Below are 15,908 nucleotides of genomic sequence, written 5' to 3'. Positions count from 1 at the left end.
TGCCTTGGGCTTGTTGGGCCGGGCGCCGCGCTGGCGCGCGGCGCAGCACCGTATCCCGGCCGGCTTTTCGGCAAGACTCCACATGAGAACAAAACAAGAATATCATGCGACTCATGTTCGCCGAATTTGCCTGCCTTTCCAACTTCACCTTCCTCACCGGGGCCTCGCACCCGGAGGAGTATGCGGCCCGTGCGCTGGAGCTGGGGATCGCGGCGATCGCCATTGCCGATGAAAACTCGGTGGCGGGCATCGTGCGCGCCCATGCGGAATGCCGCGACATTGCCCGCCGGGTGCGCGAGCGGCTGGCCTGGGACCGCACGCACACGCCGATTGGCCCGCCGCGGCCCAAAGGTATTCCGCAGCCGGCCTCCTTCCCGGTCTATGACACCGTGCGGCTGATCCCGGCGGCAAAGCTGATATTCACCGACGCGCCGGAGGTGATCGCGCTGCCCGTGAACCGCACCGGCTGGGGCAGCCTGACCCGGCTGCTGTCCACCGGGCGGCTGAGGGCGGAGAAGGGCAGCTGCATTCTGCACCTCGCCGACCTTCTGGAGTTTGCGGACGGCCTCCACCTGCTCCTGCTGCCGCAGGCGGGACAGGACCCGCGCGGCGCGGATGGATGGGCACCGCATATGGACGCGCTGACGCGCCGCTTTGGCTCCCGCATGCACCTCTTGATGGCGCCCGCCTATGACGGCGGCGACCGGGCGCGCTTTGCGCAGCTGGCGGAGCTGGCAAAACAGCTGAACCTGCCCCCCTTGGCCAGCGCCGCGCCAAGGATGCACCACGGCAGCCGCCGCCGCCTCGGCGATGTGCTGACCGCCATCCGCCTGCGCCGCAAGGTGGAGGAACTGGGCCGCGCCGCCATGGCCAACGGCGAGCAGCGGCTGCGGTCCGAGGCGGAGCTGCGCCGCCTGTTCCGCGATCATGAGCAGGCGGTGGACAATGCCGCCCGGCTGGTGGAGCAGCTCACCTTCTCGCTGGATGAGCTGCGCTATGACTACCCGGACGAGGGCAGCGAAAACGAAACCCCGCCGCAGCGCCTGCGCAGGCTCGCCGAAGAGGGTCTCAGCTGGCGCTACCCCGGCGGTGCGCCGCAGCGGGTGCGCGCGCTGCTGGAGCATGAGCTCACCCTGATCGCCAAGCTGAAATACGACCCCTATTTTCTCACGGTGCGCGACATCGTCGCCTTTGCACGTTCCCGCGGCATCCTCTGCCAGGGCCGCGGCTCGGCGGCAAACTCGGTGGTCTGCTACTGCCTCGACGTCACCTCCGTCAGCCCGGAACTGGGCACCATGGTATTCGAGCGTTTCGTTTCCGAAGCCCGCGACGAGCCGCCCGACATCGACGTGGATTTCGAGCACGAGCGGCGCGAGGAGGTGATCCAGTGGATCTATGAGTGCTACGGCCGCCACCGCGCAGGCCTCTGCGCCACGGTGATCCACTACCGTGGCAAGCGCGCCATCCGCGAGGTGGGCCGCGCCATGGGGCTGACCGAGGACACCATCTCGGCCATGTCCTCGCAGCTCTGGGGCTTCTTCAGCGCCAAGGGCGTGGAGGCGGAGCGGATGCGCGAGATCGGGCTGGACCCGGACAGCCGCCGCCTGCAGCTGACCCTGCAGCTGGTCGAGCAGATCATCGGCTTTCCCCGCCACCTGAGCCAGCATGTTGGCGGTTTTGTCATCACCCAAGGGCGCCTGGACGAGCTGGTGCCGATCGAGAACGCCACCATGGAGGGCCGCACGGTCATCTGCTGGGACAAGGACGACATCGACACGCTGGGCATTCTCAAGGTCGATGTGCTGTCCTTGGGCATGCTCACCTGCATCCGCAAGGCGTTTGATCTGATGCGCCAGCACCACCAGCTGGACTACAGCCTCGCCACCCTGCCGCCAGAGGACCCGGAAGTCTACAACATGCTGTGCCGCGCCGACAGCATCGGCGTCTTCCAGGTCGAAAGCCGGGCGCAGATGAACTTTCTGCCCCGGATGCGGCCGCGCTGTTTCTATGACCTGGTGATCGAGGTCGCCATCGTCCGCCCAGGCCCGATCCAGGGCGACATGGTGCACCCCTATATCCGCCGCCGCAACAAGGAGGAGCCGGTGCATTTCCCCTCGGATGCGCTGGGCGAGGTGCTGGGCAAGACCCTCGGCGTGCCGCTGTTCCAGGAGCAGGCGATGCAGATCGCCATCGTCGGTGCGGGCTTCACGCCGGAGCAGGCCGACCGGCTGCGCCGCTCGCTCGCGACCTTCAAGAAACACGGCAGCGTCAGCGAGTTCCGCTCCCTGTTCCTGCGCGGCATGGCGAAGAACGGCTATGACGCGGAGTTCTCCGAGCGCTGTTTTTCCCAGATCGAGGGCTTCGGCTCCTACGGCTTCCCCGAAAGCCATGCCGCCAGTTTTGCCCTGCTGGTCTATGCCTCGGCCTGGATCAAGTGCCACCATCCGGGGATCTTTGCTTGCGCGCTGCTGAATGCGCAGCCGATGGGGTTTTACGCGCCCGCCCAGATCGTGCGCGACGCCCGCGCGCACGGGGTGGAGGTGCGCCCGGTCTGCATCAACAACTCCTACTGGGACAACGTGATGGAGCCGGACGGTCAGGGCGGCCTGGCGCTGCGGCTGGGGTTCCGCCAGATCAAGGGCCTGCGCGACGAGGACGCCGCCTGGCTGACTGCCGCCCGCGGCAACGGCTACCACGAGGTGGAGGACGTCTGGCGCAAGGCGGGCATCGCGCCGCCGGTGATCGAGCGGCTGGCGGAGGCGGATGCCTTTGCCGCCCTTGGCCTCAACCGGCGCGAGGCCTTGTGGGCGGCCAAGGCGATCACCGCCCGCAAGCCGCTGCCGCTGTTTGCCCGCGAACTGGAGGGCGAGGGGATTTACGAGCCCGCCGCCGATCTGCCGCAGATGGGGCTGGGCGAGGAGGTGGTGGAGGATTACGTCGCCATGCGGCTGTCCTTGCGCGCCCATCCGGTGGCGCTGATCCGGCATCTGCTGACGCCGCAGAACAGGGACGGCAGCACGGGGGACGGACCGGGGATTTGAGTATTTTGGGGAAAGATGAAGCGGCGGGGCAGGGTCCTGCCGCCGCCAGGGGCCCTGATAACGCCAACTGTGGCAGCAATGACGGTTCACCCCGGCGCGGCAAGGCGTTAGAAGGCTAGCGAACATTGCCTTGCCCGGAGCTTTTGACATGACCGTACCCAAACCCGTTGTCCTGTGCATCCTCGACGGCTGGGGCAGCGGCGAGCCGGGCAAGGCGAACGCGCCCTATCTGGCGCAGACCCCGGCCTTCGATGCGATCATGGCCAGGGGGCCGGCGGCGAAACTCATCACCCATGGGCCGGATGTGGGGCTGCCGACCGGGCAGATGGGCAACTCCGAGGTCGGCCACACCAACATCGGCGCGGGCCGGGTGGTGGCGATGGATTTGGGCCAGATCGACCTGGCGATCGAGGACGGGTCGTTCTTTGAGAACGAAGCCCTGCAGGCCTTCATCGCGCAGCTGAAGGAAAGCGGCGGCGCGGCGCATCTGATGGGGCTGGTCTCGGACGGCGGCGTGCACGGGCATATCAACCACATCCTGGCGGCGGCCAGGGCGATCACCGATGCCGGCGTGCCGGTCTGGCTGCATGCGATCACCGACGGCCGCGATGTGGCGCCGAAATCCGCGTTCCGCCATTTCCGGCGGCTGGAGGAGCGGCTGCCCGAGGGGGTGCGGATTGCCACCGTCACCGGGCGCTATTTCGCGATGGACCGCGATAACCGCTGGGGCCGCGTCAGCGAAGCCTATGACGCGATGATCCGCGCGTTGGGCCGGCCGGGGCAGACAGCGCACGGCGCGGTGGACCACGCCTATAACCAGTCGGAAACCGATGAGTTCATCGGCGCGACGGTGCTGCAGGGCTATGAGGGCGTGAAGGATGGCGACGGGTTCTTCTGCCTCAACTTCCGCGCCGACCGCGCGCGGGAGATCCTGCGCGCCATCGGCGAGCCGGGCTTTGCCGAGTTCGACGTGGGCGAGCGCCCGAAACTGGCGGCGCTGCTGGGCATGGTGGAGTATTCCGACAGCCACAACGAATACATGACCACTGCCTACCCCAAGGCGGCGATCGTCAACACGCTGGGCGCCTGGGTGGCCAAGCAGGGCAAGCGCCAGTTCCGCCTGGCCGAGACCGAGAAATACCCGCATGTGACCTTCTTCCTCAACGGCGGCAAGGAAGAGCCGGAGGAGGGCGAGGACCGCTATATGCCGAAGTCGCCGAATGTGGCGACCTATGATCTGCAGCCGGAGATGTCGGCGCCGGAAGTGACGGAGAAATTCGTCGAGGCAATCGAGGCGGGCTATGACCTGATCGTCACCAATTACGCCAACCCCGACATGGTCGGCCACACCGGCGATCTGAAGGCGGCGGTCCGCGCCTGCGAGGCGGTGGATCAGGGGCTGGCCAAGGTGGTGGCGGCGCTGGAAAAGGCGGGCGGCGCGATGATCGTCACCGCCGACCACGGCAACTGCGAGGTGATGGTGGACCCGGTGTCCGGCGGTGCCCATACCGCTCATACGCTCAACCTGGTGCCGGTGGCGCTGGTTGGCGGGCCGGAGGGCGCGAAGCTGCGCGACGGGCGGCTGGCCGACCTGGCCCCCACCATCCTGGAGTTGATGGGGCTGGAGAAACCAGCCGAGATGACCGGGGAGAGCCTGCTGTCATGATCCGCCGCGCGGGCCTGATGCTGCTGGCCGTGCTGGCCGCGCCGCTGCCGGCGGCCGCGGATCCGGCCGGGGCCGCGCGGGAGGCGGCGGAACAGCTGGAGCAGGCCTCGGTCCGGCTGCAGGACGCGGACAGCTCGCGCGACCGGGTGAAGGCGCTGACCGCCACTGTGAAGGCCTATGAGGCGGGGCTGGCCGCGATGCGCGACGGGTTGCGCCGGGTGGCGCGGCGCGAGGGTCAGCTGAGCGCGCAGCTGGCGGCGCGGCAGGAGGAAGTCTCGGGCCTCCTCGGCATCATCCAGACCATTGAAACCGCGCCGCCGCCGGTGCTGATGGTGCATCCGTCGGGGCCGCTTGGCGCGGCGCGCTCCGCGATGATGCTGGCGGAGGTGACGCCGGCGCTGCAAGCCAAGGCCCAGGCGCTGAAGACCGATCTGGACGAGGTGCAGAGCCTGCGCCTGCTGCAGCAGAACGCCGCCAGGACGCTGGAAGAGGGGCTGGCCGGGGTGCAGAGCGCGCGGGTGCAGCTGTCGACCGCGATTGCCGACCGCACCAGCCTGCCGAAACGCTTCACCGAGGACCCGGTGCGCACCGCCATCCTGATCTCCTCGACCGAGACGCTGTCGGGCTTTGCCGACGGGCTGGCGGAGATCGCCGGCGGCGAAATCGCCGCCAGCAAGGCCGACATCAGCGCGCTGCGCGGCAGCCTGCCGCTGCCGGTCGAGGGGCTGGTGCTGCGCCGCTACGGCGAGCGCGATGCCGCGGGCATCGCCCGCCCCGGCCTGCTGGTCGCGGCGCGGCCGCGGGCGCTGGTCACCGCGCCCACGGCGGCCACCATCCGCTACCGCGGGCCGCTGCTGGATCTGGGCAACGTGGTGATTCTGGAGCCGCAGCCGGAGACGCTGTTTGTGCTGTCGGGCCTGGCCGAGGTGTTCGGCGAGACAGGCCAGGTGATCCCCGAGGGAACCCCTGTCGGGCTGATGAGCGGAGAAAATCCGAAACCGGACGCGATTCTGTCAACAAGCGGTGAAGGGGGTGGAACTGACCGGACAGAAACGCTCTATATAGAAGTGAGAATGGACAACAGCCCGGTGGACCCCGAAACGTGGTTCCGCACTGGAAAAGGTGGATGAAGGCTTGATGAAAAAATTTGCGATGGCCGCCGTTGGCGGCACGCTGGCAGGGATCGTTGCAACAACCTATGTGGCGGGGCCCTTGCTGGCGCAGGAAGAGGCGCGCGAGGCGAACGTCTATGAGCAGCTGGACCTGTTCGGCGATATCTTCGAGCGCATCCGGGCGCAGTATGTCGAGGAAGTTGACGAGAAGGAGCTGATCGAGGCGGCCATCGGCGGCATGCTGGCGTCGCTGGATCCGCATTCCAGCTACCTGTCGCCGGATGATGCCGACAAGATGCGGGTGCAGACCCGCGGCGAGTTCGGCGGCCTGGGCATCGAAGTCACCCAGGAGGAGGGCTTTGTCAAAGTGGTCTCCCCGATCGATGGCACCCCGGCGGACGAGGCCGGGATGGAAGCCGGAGATTTCATCACCCATGTCGATGGCGAAAGTGTGCTGGGCCTGTCTCTGGACGATGCGGTGGAGCTGATGCGCGGGCCGGTCGGCTCGGAGATCGTGATCACCGTGGTGCGCGAGGGCGAGCCGGAGCCGTTCGACGTGTCGATCATCCGCGACACCATCAAGCTGACCGCGGTGCGGGCCCGCACCGAGGGCGACACCGTGGTGATGCGGATCACCACCTTCAATGACCAGACCACGCCGAACCTCGAGGAAAACCTCAAGAAGCAGATCGAGGAAGCCGGCGGCATGGACAATGTCAACGGCATCGTGCTGGACCTGCGGAACAACCCGGGCGGCCTGCTGACCCAGGCGATCAAGGTGGCCGACAGCTTCCTGGAATCGGGCGAGATCGTCTCCACCCGCGGCCGCGATCCGGAAGACGGCGAGCGTTTCAACGCGACCCCGGGCGACCTGGCCAAGGGCAAGCCGATCGTGGTGCTGATCAACGGCGGTTCGGCTTCGGCCTCGGAAATCGTCGCGGGCGCGCTGCAGGACCACCGCCGCGCCATCGTGGTGGGCACCAAGTCCTTCGGCAAGGGCTCTGTCCAGACGGTGATGCCGCTGAAGGGCGAGGGCGCGATGCGGCTGACCACGGCACGTTATTACACGCCGTCGGGCCGCTCGATCCAGGCGCTGGGCGTCTCCCCCGACATCGTGGTGGCGCAGCCGCGCCGCACCCCTGCAACCGAGGAAGAGGACGGCCCGTCCCGCCGGTCGCGCTCGGAAGCGGATCTGCGCGGCAGCCTGAACAATGACAGCCTGTCCGAGGACGAGGTCCGCCAGATCGAGGAAGAGCGCGAGAAGGCCGAGAAAGCTGCGGAACTGCGCGAGCAGGACTATCAGCTGGCCTATGCCATCGACATCCTGAAGGGGATGGTGGCGCTGGGGCCGAAGTAAGGCCCGCGCAAGCGCGCAGCACGAAAGGGGCCGTCCGGTTGGGCGGCCTTTATTTCATTTCCGGCATCCCGCCGGGTCCGGCGGGATGGTGCTGTGCCGATATGCGCTGTGTCCCAGTGAAGGGGGCGGCGCCGCCGGATGGAGGTGGACAGACCCCACAGGAGGCCTGCTCGGGCAGGATTTCCTGAACGACCCCCTTTTTTTATCAGGGCCGGTCTCCTTGTGTCGCGCAGGCAGCCACACAGATGCCTGCGCCTCGTGTCATGGCCCGTGCGCTGAACCATGGCGGGGGATCGATCAGGAGGCAGTCTGGCACCGGGAAATGAGGATCTCGTGAAGGCGGCGTACGGTGGGGGCGCAACACCTGCCTGATCGCGTTCGGCGCGGTGCCCGAAAACCTGTTGACTGCACAGCCAGCGTCCGCCCAACGTACGGCATTATTCAACACAAGTATTTTTGCGGGGGCCGGCTGCCGGCCCAATGCGCGCCAGGAAATCGGAGAAATCCATGGACAAAATTCTGCTGATGATCATTTCCCTCTTCGCCGGGGCTGCGGGTGTGTACTTCTTTCTGCAGGGCAAACAGCCGGGGGTGACCGAAACGACGCCGGTGGTCTCGGAGCCGCGGCTGATCAATGCGCTGGAAACAACCGAAGCCTATTCCGCCAATGCGCTGGTTCTGGTCAAGGAACGGAATTTTTTCGGAAAGGAAAACAACGCCGTCTACGTTTCTCAATGGCAGCAGAAGGTGGTCATCGGGGTGGATTTCACCGGGTTCGACTGGAAAACCGTCAGCGGCATCGGAGAAGAGCTGAAAGAGGGCGGCAATACCGTCAGCGGGACCATCCCTGAGCTGAAGGTGCTGCATGAATACATTGTCAAAGGCAGCGAGAAGAACGAGGTCGCCAGCCGGATCGTCAATTTTGACGAGGATAAGGTTCTGGGGGCTGCAGCGGCTGCTCGCCGCGGGGCAGCCGACAGCTGCAGCCGCGACATGATCCTGTACCGGGATGAGGTGGTGCAGCATGCGATGGATACGGTGGTTCGCAACCTGTCGGCCGCAATGCCGTTGGATGCCGGGGGCGCGCCCTTGGTGACCTTCGACCTGCATTTCGAGAACGAGGCGGCGCTGCTGGCCGGGATCGCGGCGCGCAAGGCAGGCGGTCAGGGGCCGCAGTCCTGCAGCGGAGTTGAATACATCAACTGAGGCGGCTGGCCGGGGAACCTCGGACCCGGCGCATCTCGCGCCATCGTGACAATAAACGCCCGATATCCGGCGTACTGGCGGGGCGGGCTGGGCTATGGTCGCCGCATGATGTTTGACCTGCCTGATTCCCGGACGCTCTACCAAGCTTTGCTGGACCGCGACGCCGCATTTGAGGGGCGCGCCTATGTCGGCGTGACCTCCACCGGCATCTTTTGCCGGCTGACCTGCCCGGCGCGCAAACCCAAGTTCGAGAACTGCCGGTTCCACGCCACGCCGGGCGACTGCATCGAGGCGGGCTTCCGCGCCTGCAAGCGCTGCAAGCCGCTGGCGGCGGCGGCCGGGGATGATCCGATGGTGCAGGACCTGCTGGCGCGGCTGGAGGCGCGGCCCGCTTACCGCTGGGGCGAGGGCGACCTGGTGCGGCTGGGGCTGGATGCCTCCACCGTGCGGCGCGCCTTCAAGCGGCATTTCGGCATGACCTTCCTGGAGATGGCGCGGCAGCGCCGCCTGCGCGAGGGGTTCACGGCACTGAAGGCGGGCGAGCCGGTGATTGCGGCGCAGCTCGATGCGGGGTTCGAAAGCGCCAGCGCCTTCCGTGCGGCCTTTGCCAAGCTGGTGGGGATTGCACCCGGCGCGTTCCGCAAGGATGCGCTGCTGCTGGCGGATTGGATCGATACGCCCTTGGGTGCGATGATTGCGATCAGCTGCGCCCATCAGCTGCATCTGCTGGAGTTTGCCGACCGCAAGGCGCTGCCGCGGGAGGTGGCCAAGCTTCAGAAAGCGCAGCCCGGCGGCCTGGGCTTCGGCCGCCCCGCGCCGACGGAGCAGATCGCCGGGGAGCTGCGCCGGTTCTTTGCCGGGGAGGGCGCGGATTTCCGGACCCCGCTGGCGCTGCACGGCACCGGGTTCGAGCGCGAGGTCTGGCGCTATCTGCTGACCATTCCGGCGGGCGAAACCCGCAGCTATTCGCAGGTGGCGCAGGAGCTGGGGCGGGCTACGGCCACGCGGGCGGTGGCGCGGGCCAATGGCGCCAACCAGCTGGCGCTGGTGGTGCCCTGCCACCGGGTGCTGGCGGCGGACGGATCGCTGACCGGCTACGGCGGCGGCCTTTGGCGCAAGCAGCGGCTCATTGAGATTGAAACAGGCTACAGACAGAGGATTTCAGCATGACATATTCCGACCGCGCCAAGGCATTTGCGGCGCTGCACCAGCCGGGCAATCCGGTGGTTTTGTACAACATCTGGGACGCGGGCAGCGCCAGGGCGATTGCCGGGGCGGGGGCCAGGGCGCTGGCGACCGGCAGCTTCCCGGTGGCCGCGGCGCAGGGGTTTCCGGACGGCGAGCAAGTGCCGCTGGAGTTCGTGCTGGGCAATGCGGAACGCATCGTGGCCGCCACGGAGCTGCCTGTCACCATTGATTTCGAGGGCGGCTATGCCCGCGAGCCGGACCAGCTGACCGCCAATGCGAAGCGGCTGGCAGAGACCGGCGCGGTCGGCCTCAATTTCGAGGATCAGGTGGTCGGCACCGCGGAGTTCTACAGCATCGAAGAGCAGGCCCGGCGGGTGGCCGCGGTGCGGGCGGCCCATGCGGATCTGTTCGTGAACGCGCGCACCGATCTGTTTCTGAAGGAAAAGGACGCTGCCAAACACGCCGCCTTGCTGCCGGAGGCGCTGGAGCGCGCGGCGGCCTATGCAGAGGCCGGCGGCAACGGGTTCTTTGTGCCGGGCCTGACGGACCCAGATCTGATCGCGCGGGTCTGCGAGGGCTGTTCGCTGCCGGTCAACACGATGATGCGCGGCATCACGCTGGAGACCGCCCGGCAGGCCGGGGTGGCGCGCTGCAGCTATGGCCCGATCCCGCATGACAGGCTGATGCAGGTGCTGGCCGAGCATTTCCAGGCGCTGGAGTAAGCCGCCGCTTACATGGTTTCCAGGCAGTGGCGGCGGAAGGCGCGCTTCAGCATGTCGAGCTCGGCGCGCAGCAGTTCGACCTCGGCGCGCAGATCGTCCGCCACCGCCTCACCCGCGATCAGAGTGAAATCGCCCAGCCGGGTGCTGTCCGCGGCATCAAAGATCACGAAGGTCTGCACCCCGTCGGCCAGTGCCTCCGCCGGGACCGGTATGGCGACCAGCCAGTCGCCGTCTGCCTGGCCTTCGCTGAGGATCACGTTTTCGACCGGCTGATCCTGGAACATCACGGTGATATCGGGCCGCGCGCCGCTGGCCGGGGCATTGCCGATCTTGCCTTCCCAGATGCCGTTGCGGAAACGGATTTTGGTCAGTGTCAGGTCGCTCATGTCAGGTTACTCATCGGGCTGGGCTCCTCAGATCGCCGCGCGGCGGTGGCGCGAGAAGGTCAGGTCGCGCAGGATGACCTGGTTCAGGTCCGGCGCCTCGAAGATCAGGTCGAGCCAGATCTTCTCGATCCGCTTTTCGTTCAGCTTGGAATAGGCGAGGTCGAATTCCACCACGATGTTCTTCTCCTCCTGCGGCAGCTCGCGCACCAGCTGTTCGGTGTTGGGGCCGTGCTGGATGTTGAGGCGGGCGAAGATCTCAATCGGTTTTTCGGATTCGATGATGCTGTCGATGCGCAGCAGGTGCTGGCGGGTGATGCCTTCGGCGGCTGCCGGCGGCAGGTCGATCACCAGCGACAGGAAGGAGCCGTCGAACTTGAACACATCCATGCGCAGGCCGAAGGGGGCGAGGTCCTCCTCGCGGGTGTTCCTGAGCTGGCGCAGGGTCAGTTCGGAGAAGGCGCAGTCGTGGAACAGCTGCACCTCATTGCCCAGCCGGGCCTTGGGCGGCACCGAGGCCATGCCGCGCTCCGGCAAGGGGCCGCGCCACATTTCGGGTCGCCAGGACCAGTCGGTGCCATGCGGGCGCGGAAAGAAGGAGGAACCGATCTGGGGCAGCGCCAGGCGGCCGTCGGCGGTGTGGATCAGCCGGTCCAGATGGGTGCGCAGCTGGCGGGCCTGGTTGCGCTGGCGGCGCAGCTCCGACAGCGGCGCGCGGGAGGATTCCTCTGCCGCGGCGCGCCAGCGGCGCAGGCTGCGCAGGTGAAGCAACCGGTCCATGATCCTGCCCATCGTGCTCTCTCTTGCCTGTTGTTCGGTCTTGCTTGCCGGTGCGGCCCCGGTGCAGGGCCGGCCGCAGTGTAACCGGGGGCGGCTATTGAAATAAACCGGCAATCCGCTGCCCGAGCCCGCGTTTTTTGCGCGGGTCCGCCCCGGTGCCGGCGGCTTGCGCCGGCCCGGATGCCGGGCGGGGCTGCGGCCGCAGGCCGGGTGCGGCGGCTGCGGGCGGCAGCGCCGCCGCGGTTTCCAGCGACGGCAGGGTGGAGGCCTCCAGCGTGCGGTGGGTCATCTCGTTCAGCAGGGCGGCGCCGTGGCTGCCCAGGGTGCGGCTGTCCTCGGGGGCGTAGAGCGCCAGGGCCACCAGGTGGCGGTCCAGCACAAAGGCGCCGCGCCAGTGGACCGGGCTGGCGCTGTCGGCGACGGCGCCGGGGAACTCCAGCTTGACCAGCGGCAGCAGCTGGTCCTCGCTGCTTTCCAGCACCCTGGCGTCCGGAAACATGGCGGCGATATCAGCGGCGCGCGGGGCGGCGGCTGCGGGCCTGGCGGGGCCGATAGACGCGGTGAGAACCGCCGATTTGCGGGCGCCGAACCAGTTCTGGCGGCCCATGCGGCTGCAATGGGCCAGGAGGGCGAAGCCGCCGCTGCTGTCGGGCTGGCTGCTGCGGCGGTCAAAGCAGTAGCCCCCGGGCGCGGCCAGCAGCACATCGCCGCCGGCAAAGGACATCACCTCGACGCCGGCCTGCGGCGCCTGCCCGGCGGTGCGGGCGGAAAAGGGCATGTTCCGGGGCGCCGGGCTGCATCCGGCCAAGGCCATCGCTGCCAGCACAATTGCCGCCGCCGCGCCGCGCCGCATGGGCGCGTTTCCGCCGGGTGCGGGAAAAGGCACGGATTTCCCGTTGCTTGTTCTGATCACTGCTGTTCCTGCCGGTCTTGTTTTTTAAGGGAAACATTACGGAGCGGGGGGCAGGGCGGCAAGCCTGAACCGCCAGGGCGGGTGCCCGGCTTGCCTTGGCGTTGCAGCAATGCATAACGTGGGCCGGATTGCCGCCTGCGCGGCCCGGAGGAAACATGCACGACAGGTACAGCTACAGGGCGCATGAGGCATTGGTGCGCTTTGCCCGTCTCCGGCCGGCGCTGTGGCGGCTGATGCTGGGGCTGGTGCTGGTGGCATCGGTCAGCCTTGCGATGACGGCGGCGCTGCAGGTGATCCTGGCAGGGCTGTTTCCCGGCGACTGGCTGCAGGGACTGGCGGATGGCAGCACGCCCGGCGCGATGCTGGTGCTCCTGGGCAGTTTCGCCTTTCTGTCGCTGGGAGTGGCGATGGCGGCGCGGCTGTTCCATCAGCGCGGCTTCGCCACCGTGACCGGCCATCTGCGCCCGCTCATGCACCAGTTCGGGCGGGTCTGTCTGTATCTCTTGGGCCTCAGCCTGCTGCTGGTGGCGCTGCCGCCCTACGACATGGGGCCGCCGATGACACAGAACCTGCCGTTCTGGACCTGGCTCGGCATCCTGCCTGTGTCGATCGCTGCGGTGCTGGTGCAGACCGGTTCGGAGGAGATCCTGTTCCGCGGCTACATCCAGCAGGCTCTGGCGGCGCGGTTCCGGCATCCGGCGGTCTGGCTGCTGGTGCCCTCGGCGCTGTTCGCGTTCGGCCACTATCTGCCGGCCGAGGCCGGGGATAATGCGCTGGTGATCACCGCCTGGGCGGGGCTGTTCGGGGTGCTGATGGCCGACCTGACGGCGCGGGCCGGCACACTGGGGCCGGCGATGGCGGTGCATTTCTTCAACAACGTCACCGCGCTGCTGCTGTTCGGCTCGCCCAGCAGCCTGAACGGGCTGGCGCTGTACCTGATCCCCTTCGACCTGGCGGACGTGCAGGCGCTGCGGCCGTGGATGGCGGTCGACTTCGCCCTGATGCTGGTCAGCTGGCTTTGCGCAAGGCTTGCCATACGCCGCTGATTGCAATTGCGGCCAAGGCGTCTTATCTGGGGGGCAAACCGCGCCCCCGGAGAGGCAAGCTATATGAACTGGATCACCAACTACGTCCGGCCCAAGATCAACTCGATCTTTTCGCGCCGTGAAGTGCCCGAGAACCTTTGGCAGAAATGCGATGAATGCGGCACGATGCTGTTTCACCGCGAGCTGAGCGACAATCAGAACGTCTGCACCAGCTGCGGCCATCACATGCATATTTCGCCGCGCGACCGTTTCACCGCGCTGTTTGACGGCGGCGTGTTCACCGAGGTCGCGGTGCCGGAGCCGCTGGCCGACCCGCTGAAGTTCAAGGATCAGAAGAAATACCCCGAGCGGATCAAGGCCGCGCAGAAGAAGACCGGCGAGAAAGAGGCGATGCTGGTGGCTGCCGGCGAAATCGGCCGCACCCCGATCATCGCCGCCGCGCAGGACTTTTCCTACATGGGCGGCTCGATGGGCATGTATGTCGGCAATGCGATCATCGCCGCGGCTGAGGAAGCCGTGAAGCTGGGCCGCCCGCTGGTGCTGTTCTCGGCGGCCGGCGGCGCCCGGATGCAGGAAGGCATCCTGTCGCTGATGCAGATGCCGCGCACCACCGTTGCGGTGGAGATGCTGAAAGAGGCAGGCCTGCCTTATATCGTGGTGCTGACCCATCCGACCACCGGCGGCGTGACCGCCTCCTACGCGATGCTGGGCGACGTGCATATCGCCGAGCCGAACGCGCTGATCTGCTTTGCCGGCCCGCGGGTGATCGAGCAGACCATCCGCGAGAAGCTGCCGGAGGGTTTCCAGCGCGCCGAGTACCTGCTGGACCACGGCATGCTGGACCGGGTGACCCCGCGCACCGAGATGCGCGAAGAGCTGATCACCATCATCCGGATGCTGATGGGCCTGCCGCCGCAGGTGGTGGGCGACCTGCCGGTGCCGGAGAAGCAAGACGCCGCCAAGGCCGCAAACGCGCCGGCGGATGGCGCAGTCAGCGAAGAAGCGGCCGAGTAATCCGGCCTATAGTGACTCGCCCGGCCGCGCGGCCGGGCCGCGCCCGTCCTCTCAAGGGCGGGCGCTGTTCTTTGCCCCGCAAGAAACTCCGACCTGACAGGACCAGGCTGATGACCCAGACCTCCGACGCGATCCTCGCCCGCATGATGGCGCTGCACCCCAAGATCATCGACCTGACGCTGGACCGGGTCTGGCGGCTGCTGGCCGCACTGGACAACCCGCAGGACAAGCTGCCGCCGGTGATCCATCTGGCAGGCACCAACGGCAAGGGCTCGACCCAGGCGATGATCCGGGCGGGTCTTGAGGGCATGGGCAAGAGCGTTCACGCCTACACCTCGCCGCATCTGGCGCGCTTTCACGAGCGGATCCGGCTGGCGGGCGAGCTGATCTCCGAGCCGCATCTGACTGAGGTGCTGGACGAGTGCTATGCCAGGAACGGCGGCGAGAACATCACCTATTTCGAGATCACCACGGTGGCGGGTCTCCTGGCGTTTTCGCGCACGCCCGCGGATTACACCCTGCTGGAGGTCGGTCTGGGCGGGCGTCTGGACGCCACCAACGTGATCACGCCCGAGGTGTCGGTGATCACCCCGATCTCCATCGACCACGAGCAGTTCCTGGGCAACACGCTGGCCAAGATCGCCGCGGAGAAGGCAGGCATCATCAAGCGCGGGGTGCCGGTGGTGGTCGGCCCGCAGCCCGAGGAGGCGATGGAGGTGATCGAAGCCACCGCTGCCCGCCTTGGCGCGCCGCTGATTGCCCATGGCCAGCACTGGCACGTCTATGAGGAACGCGGCCGCCTGGTGTTCCAGGACGAGAACGGCCTCTTGGACCTGCCGCTGCCTGCCCTGCTGGGCGCGCATCAGATCCAGAACGCCGGCGCGGCGCTGGCGGCGCTGCGCCACCTGGGCGCCGACGAGGCCGCCTGCGAGGCCGCCATGCTGAACGCCGAATGGCCTGCCCGGATGCAGAAGCTGAAAACCGGCCCGCTGATCGAGGCCGCGCCGGAGGCAGAGCTGTGGCTGGACGGCGGCCACAACGCCGCGGCCGGGGTGGCGCTGGCGGATGTGCTGGCCAAGCTGCCGGAGCGCCCGACGCATCTGATCTGCGGCATGCTGAACACCAAGGACGTGAGCGGCTACATGGCGCCGCTGGCGCCGCATGTGGCCAGCCTGACCGCGATCTCGATCCCGGATGAGATCAACACGCTCAGCGCTGAAGAGACCGAGGCCGCGGCCAAGTCGGTCGGCATCGAGGCCGGCACGGCGGACAGCACCCTTGCGGCGCTGAAGGCGATTGCTGCGAAAGACCCGCAGGCGCGGGTGCTGATCTGCGGTTCGCTCTATCTGGCGGGCCATATCCTGCGCGAAAACGGCTGAACCCTGCAGCATGGGCGGGGGAGGTTCTCCCGCCCGGTTTCGACCTGCCGGTCTCACCCCGTTGGGCCAGGCGCCGCTGGCGCGGCGCGGCCGCTTTTCAT

Annotated in this window: 13 protein-coding genes; 10 read left to right on the top strand and 3 right to left on the bottom strand. The window is 67.6% G+C overall.

The window, feature by feature from the left end; genetic code table 11:
• Positions 1–113: 113 nt before the first annotated feature.
• The 7 genes from KUV26_RS18365 to KUV26_RS18335 all read left to right on the top strand — a co-directional run bounded on the left by KUV26_RS18365 (position 114) and on the right by KUV26_RS18335 (position 10,292).
• Entirely contained in the window at positions 114–3,041 is a 2,928-nt protein-coding gene (locus KUV26_RS18365; RefSeq protein WP_222509502.1) for an error-prone DNA polymerase, read from the top strand.
• Positions 3,042–3,189: 148 nt separating this feature from the next.
• Positions 3,190–4,707 (top strand): 2,3-bisphosphoglycerate-independent phosphoglycerate mutase, encoded by a 1,518-nt coding sequence (gene gpmI, locus KUV26_RS18360; protein ID WP_222509456.1) that lies wholly within the window; start codon positions 3,190–3,192, stop codon positions 4,705–4,707.
• The gene (locus tag KUV26_RS18355) at positions 4,704–5,837 is read left to right on the top strand and encodes a murein hydrolase activator EnvC family protein (RefSeq protein ID WP_222509455.1); all 1,134 of its coding nucleotides are present in this window, start codon (positions 4,704–4,706) and stop codon (positions 5,835–5,837) included. The genes gpmI and KUV26_RS18355 overlap by 4 nt, the downstream gene beginning before the upstream one ends.
• A 7-nt stretch (positions 5,838–5,844) precedes the next feature.
• Positions 5,845–7,176, top strand: coding sequence for a S41 family peptidase (locus tag KUV26_RS18350; protein ID WP_222509454.1), 1,332 nt, complete (start codon positions 5,845–5,847; stop codon positions 7,174–7,176).
• Positions 7,177–7,683: 507 nt separating this feature from the next.
• On the top strand, positions 7,684–8,382 hold the full coding sequence (locus tag KUV26_RS18345; RefSeq protein WP_222509453.1) for a hypothetical protein: 699 nt from the start codon (positions 7,684–7,686) through the stop codon (positions 8,380–8,382).
• Between the two features lie 105 nt (positions 8,383–8,487).
• Positions 8,488–9,552: a bifunctional transcriptional activator/DNA repair enzyme AdaA gene (locus tag KUV26_RS18340; protein ID WP_222509452.1), complete on the top strand. Its 1,065-nt coding sequence runs from the start codon at positions 8,488–8,490 to the stop codon at positions 9,550–9,552.
• The gene (locus tag KUV26_RS18335) at positions 9,549–10,292 is read left to right on the top strand and encodes an isocitrate lyase/phosphoenolpyruvate mutase family protein (RefSeq protein ID WP_222509451.1); all 744 of its coding nucleotides are present in this window, start codon (positions 9,549–9,551) and stop codon (positions 10,290–10,292) included. The genes KUV26_RS18340 and KUV26_RS18335 overlap by 4 nt, the downstream gene beginning before the upstream one ends.
• 8 nt (positions 10,293–10,300) lie before the next feature.
• Here KUV26_RS18335 and KUV26_RS18330 read toward each other — a convergent pair whose 3' ends face one another.
• The 3 genes from KUV26_RS18330 to KUV26_RS18320 all read right to left on the bottom strand — a co-directional run bounded on the left by KUV26_RS18330 (position 10,301) and on the right by KUV26_RS18320 (position 12,233).
• Positions 10,301–10,678 carry a hypothetical protein gene (locus KUV26_RS18330; RefSeq protein WP_222509450.1) on the bottom strand — a complete coding sequence of 126 codons (378 nt, stop codon included), beginning with the start codon at positions 10,676–10,678 and terminating at the stop codon, positions 10,301–10,303.
• Between the two features lie 27 nt (positions 10,679–10,705).
• Positions 10,706–11,467: a DUF6478 family protein gene (locus KUV26_RS18325; protein WP_222504680.1), complete on the bottom strand. Its 762-nt coding sequence runs from the start codon at positions 11,465–11,467 to the stop codon at positions 10,706–10,708.
• 82 nt (positions 11,468–11,549) lie between these two features.
• A complete protein-coding gene (locus KUV26_RS18320) occupies positions 11,550–12,233 on the bottom strand; it encodes a hypothetical protein (RefSeq protein WP_261399978.1) in 684 nt (227 codons plus the stop codon).
• A 290-nt stretch (positions 12,234–12,523) separates the two neighbouring features.
• Here KUV26_RS18320 and KUV26_RS18315 point away from each other — a divergent pair, with 290 nt between their 5' ends.
• From KUV26_RS18315 to KUV26_RS18305, 3 genes are all read left to right on the top strand, one after another.
• Positions 12,524–13,414 (top strand): CPBP family intramembrane glutamic endopeptidase, encoded by an 891-nt coding sequence (locus tag KUV26_RS18315; RefSeq protein ID WP_222509448.1) that lies wholly within the window; start codon positions 12,524–12,526, stop codon positions 13,412–13,414.
• A 63-nt stretch (positions 13,415–13,477) separates the two neighbouring features.
• Positions 13,478–14,428, top strand: coding sequence for an acetyl-CoA carboxylase, carboxyltransferase subunit beta (gene accD / locus KUV26_RS18310; RefSeq protein WP_222504677.1), 951 nt, complete (start codon positions 13,478–13,480; stop codon positions 14,426–14,428).
• Between the two features lie 110 nt (positions 14,429–14,538).
• The gene (locus KUV26_RS18305; RefSeq protein ID WP_222509447.1) at positions 14,539–15,807 is read left to right on the top strand and encodes a bifunctional folylpolyglutamate synthase/dihydrofolate synthase; all 1,269 of its coding nucleotides are present in this window, start codon (positions 14,539–14,541) and stop codon (positions 15,805–15,807) included.
• Positions 15,808–15,908 lie beyond the last annotated feature (101 nt).

Source organism: Leisingera daeponensis, from assembly GCF_019801465.1.
GTDB classification, from domain to species: domain Bacteria; phylum Pseudomonadota; class Alphaproteobacteria; order Rhodobacterales; family Rhodobacteraceae; genus Leisingera; species Leisingera daeponensis_A.
This window is presented reverse-complemented; position numbering and strand designations above follow the sequence as displayed.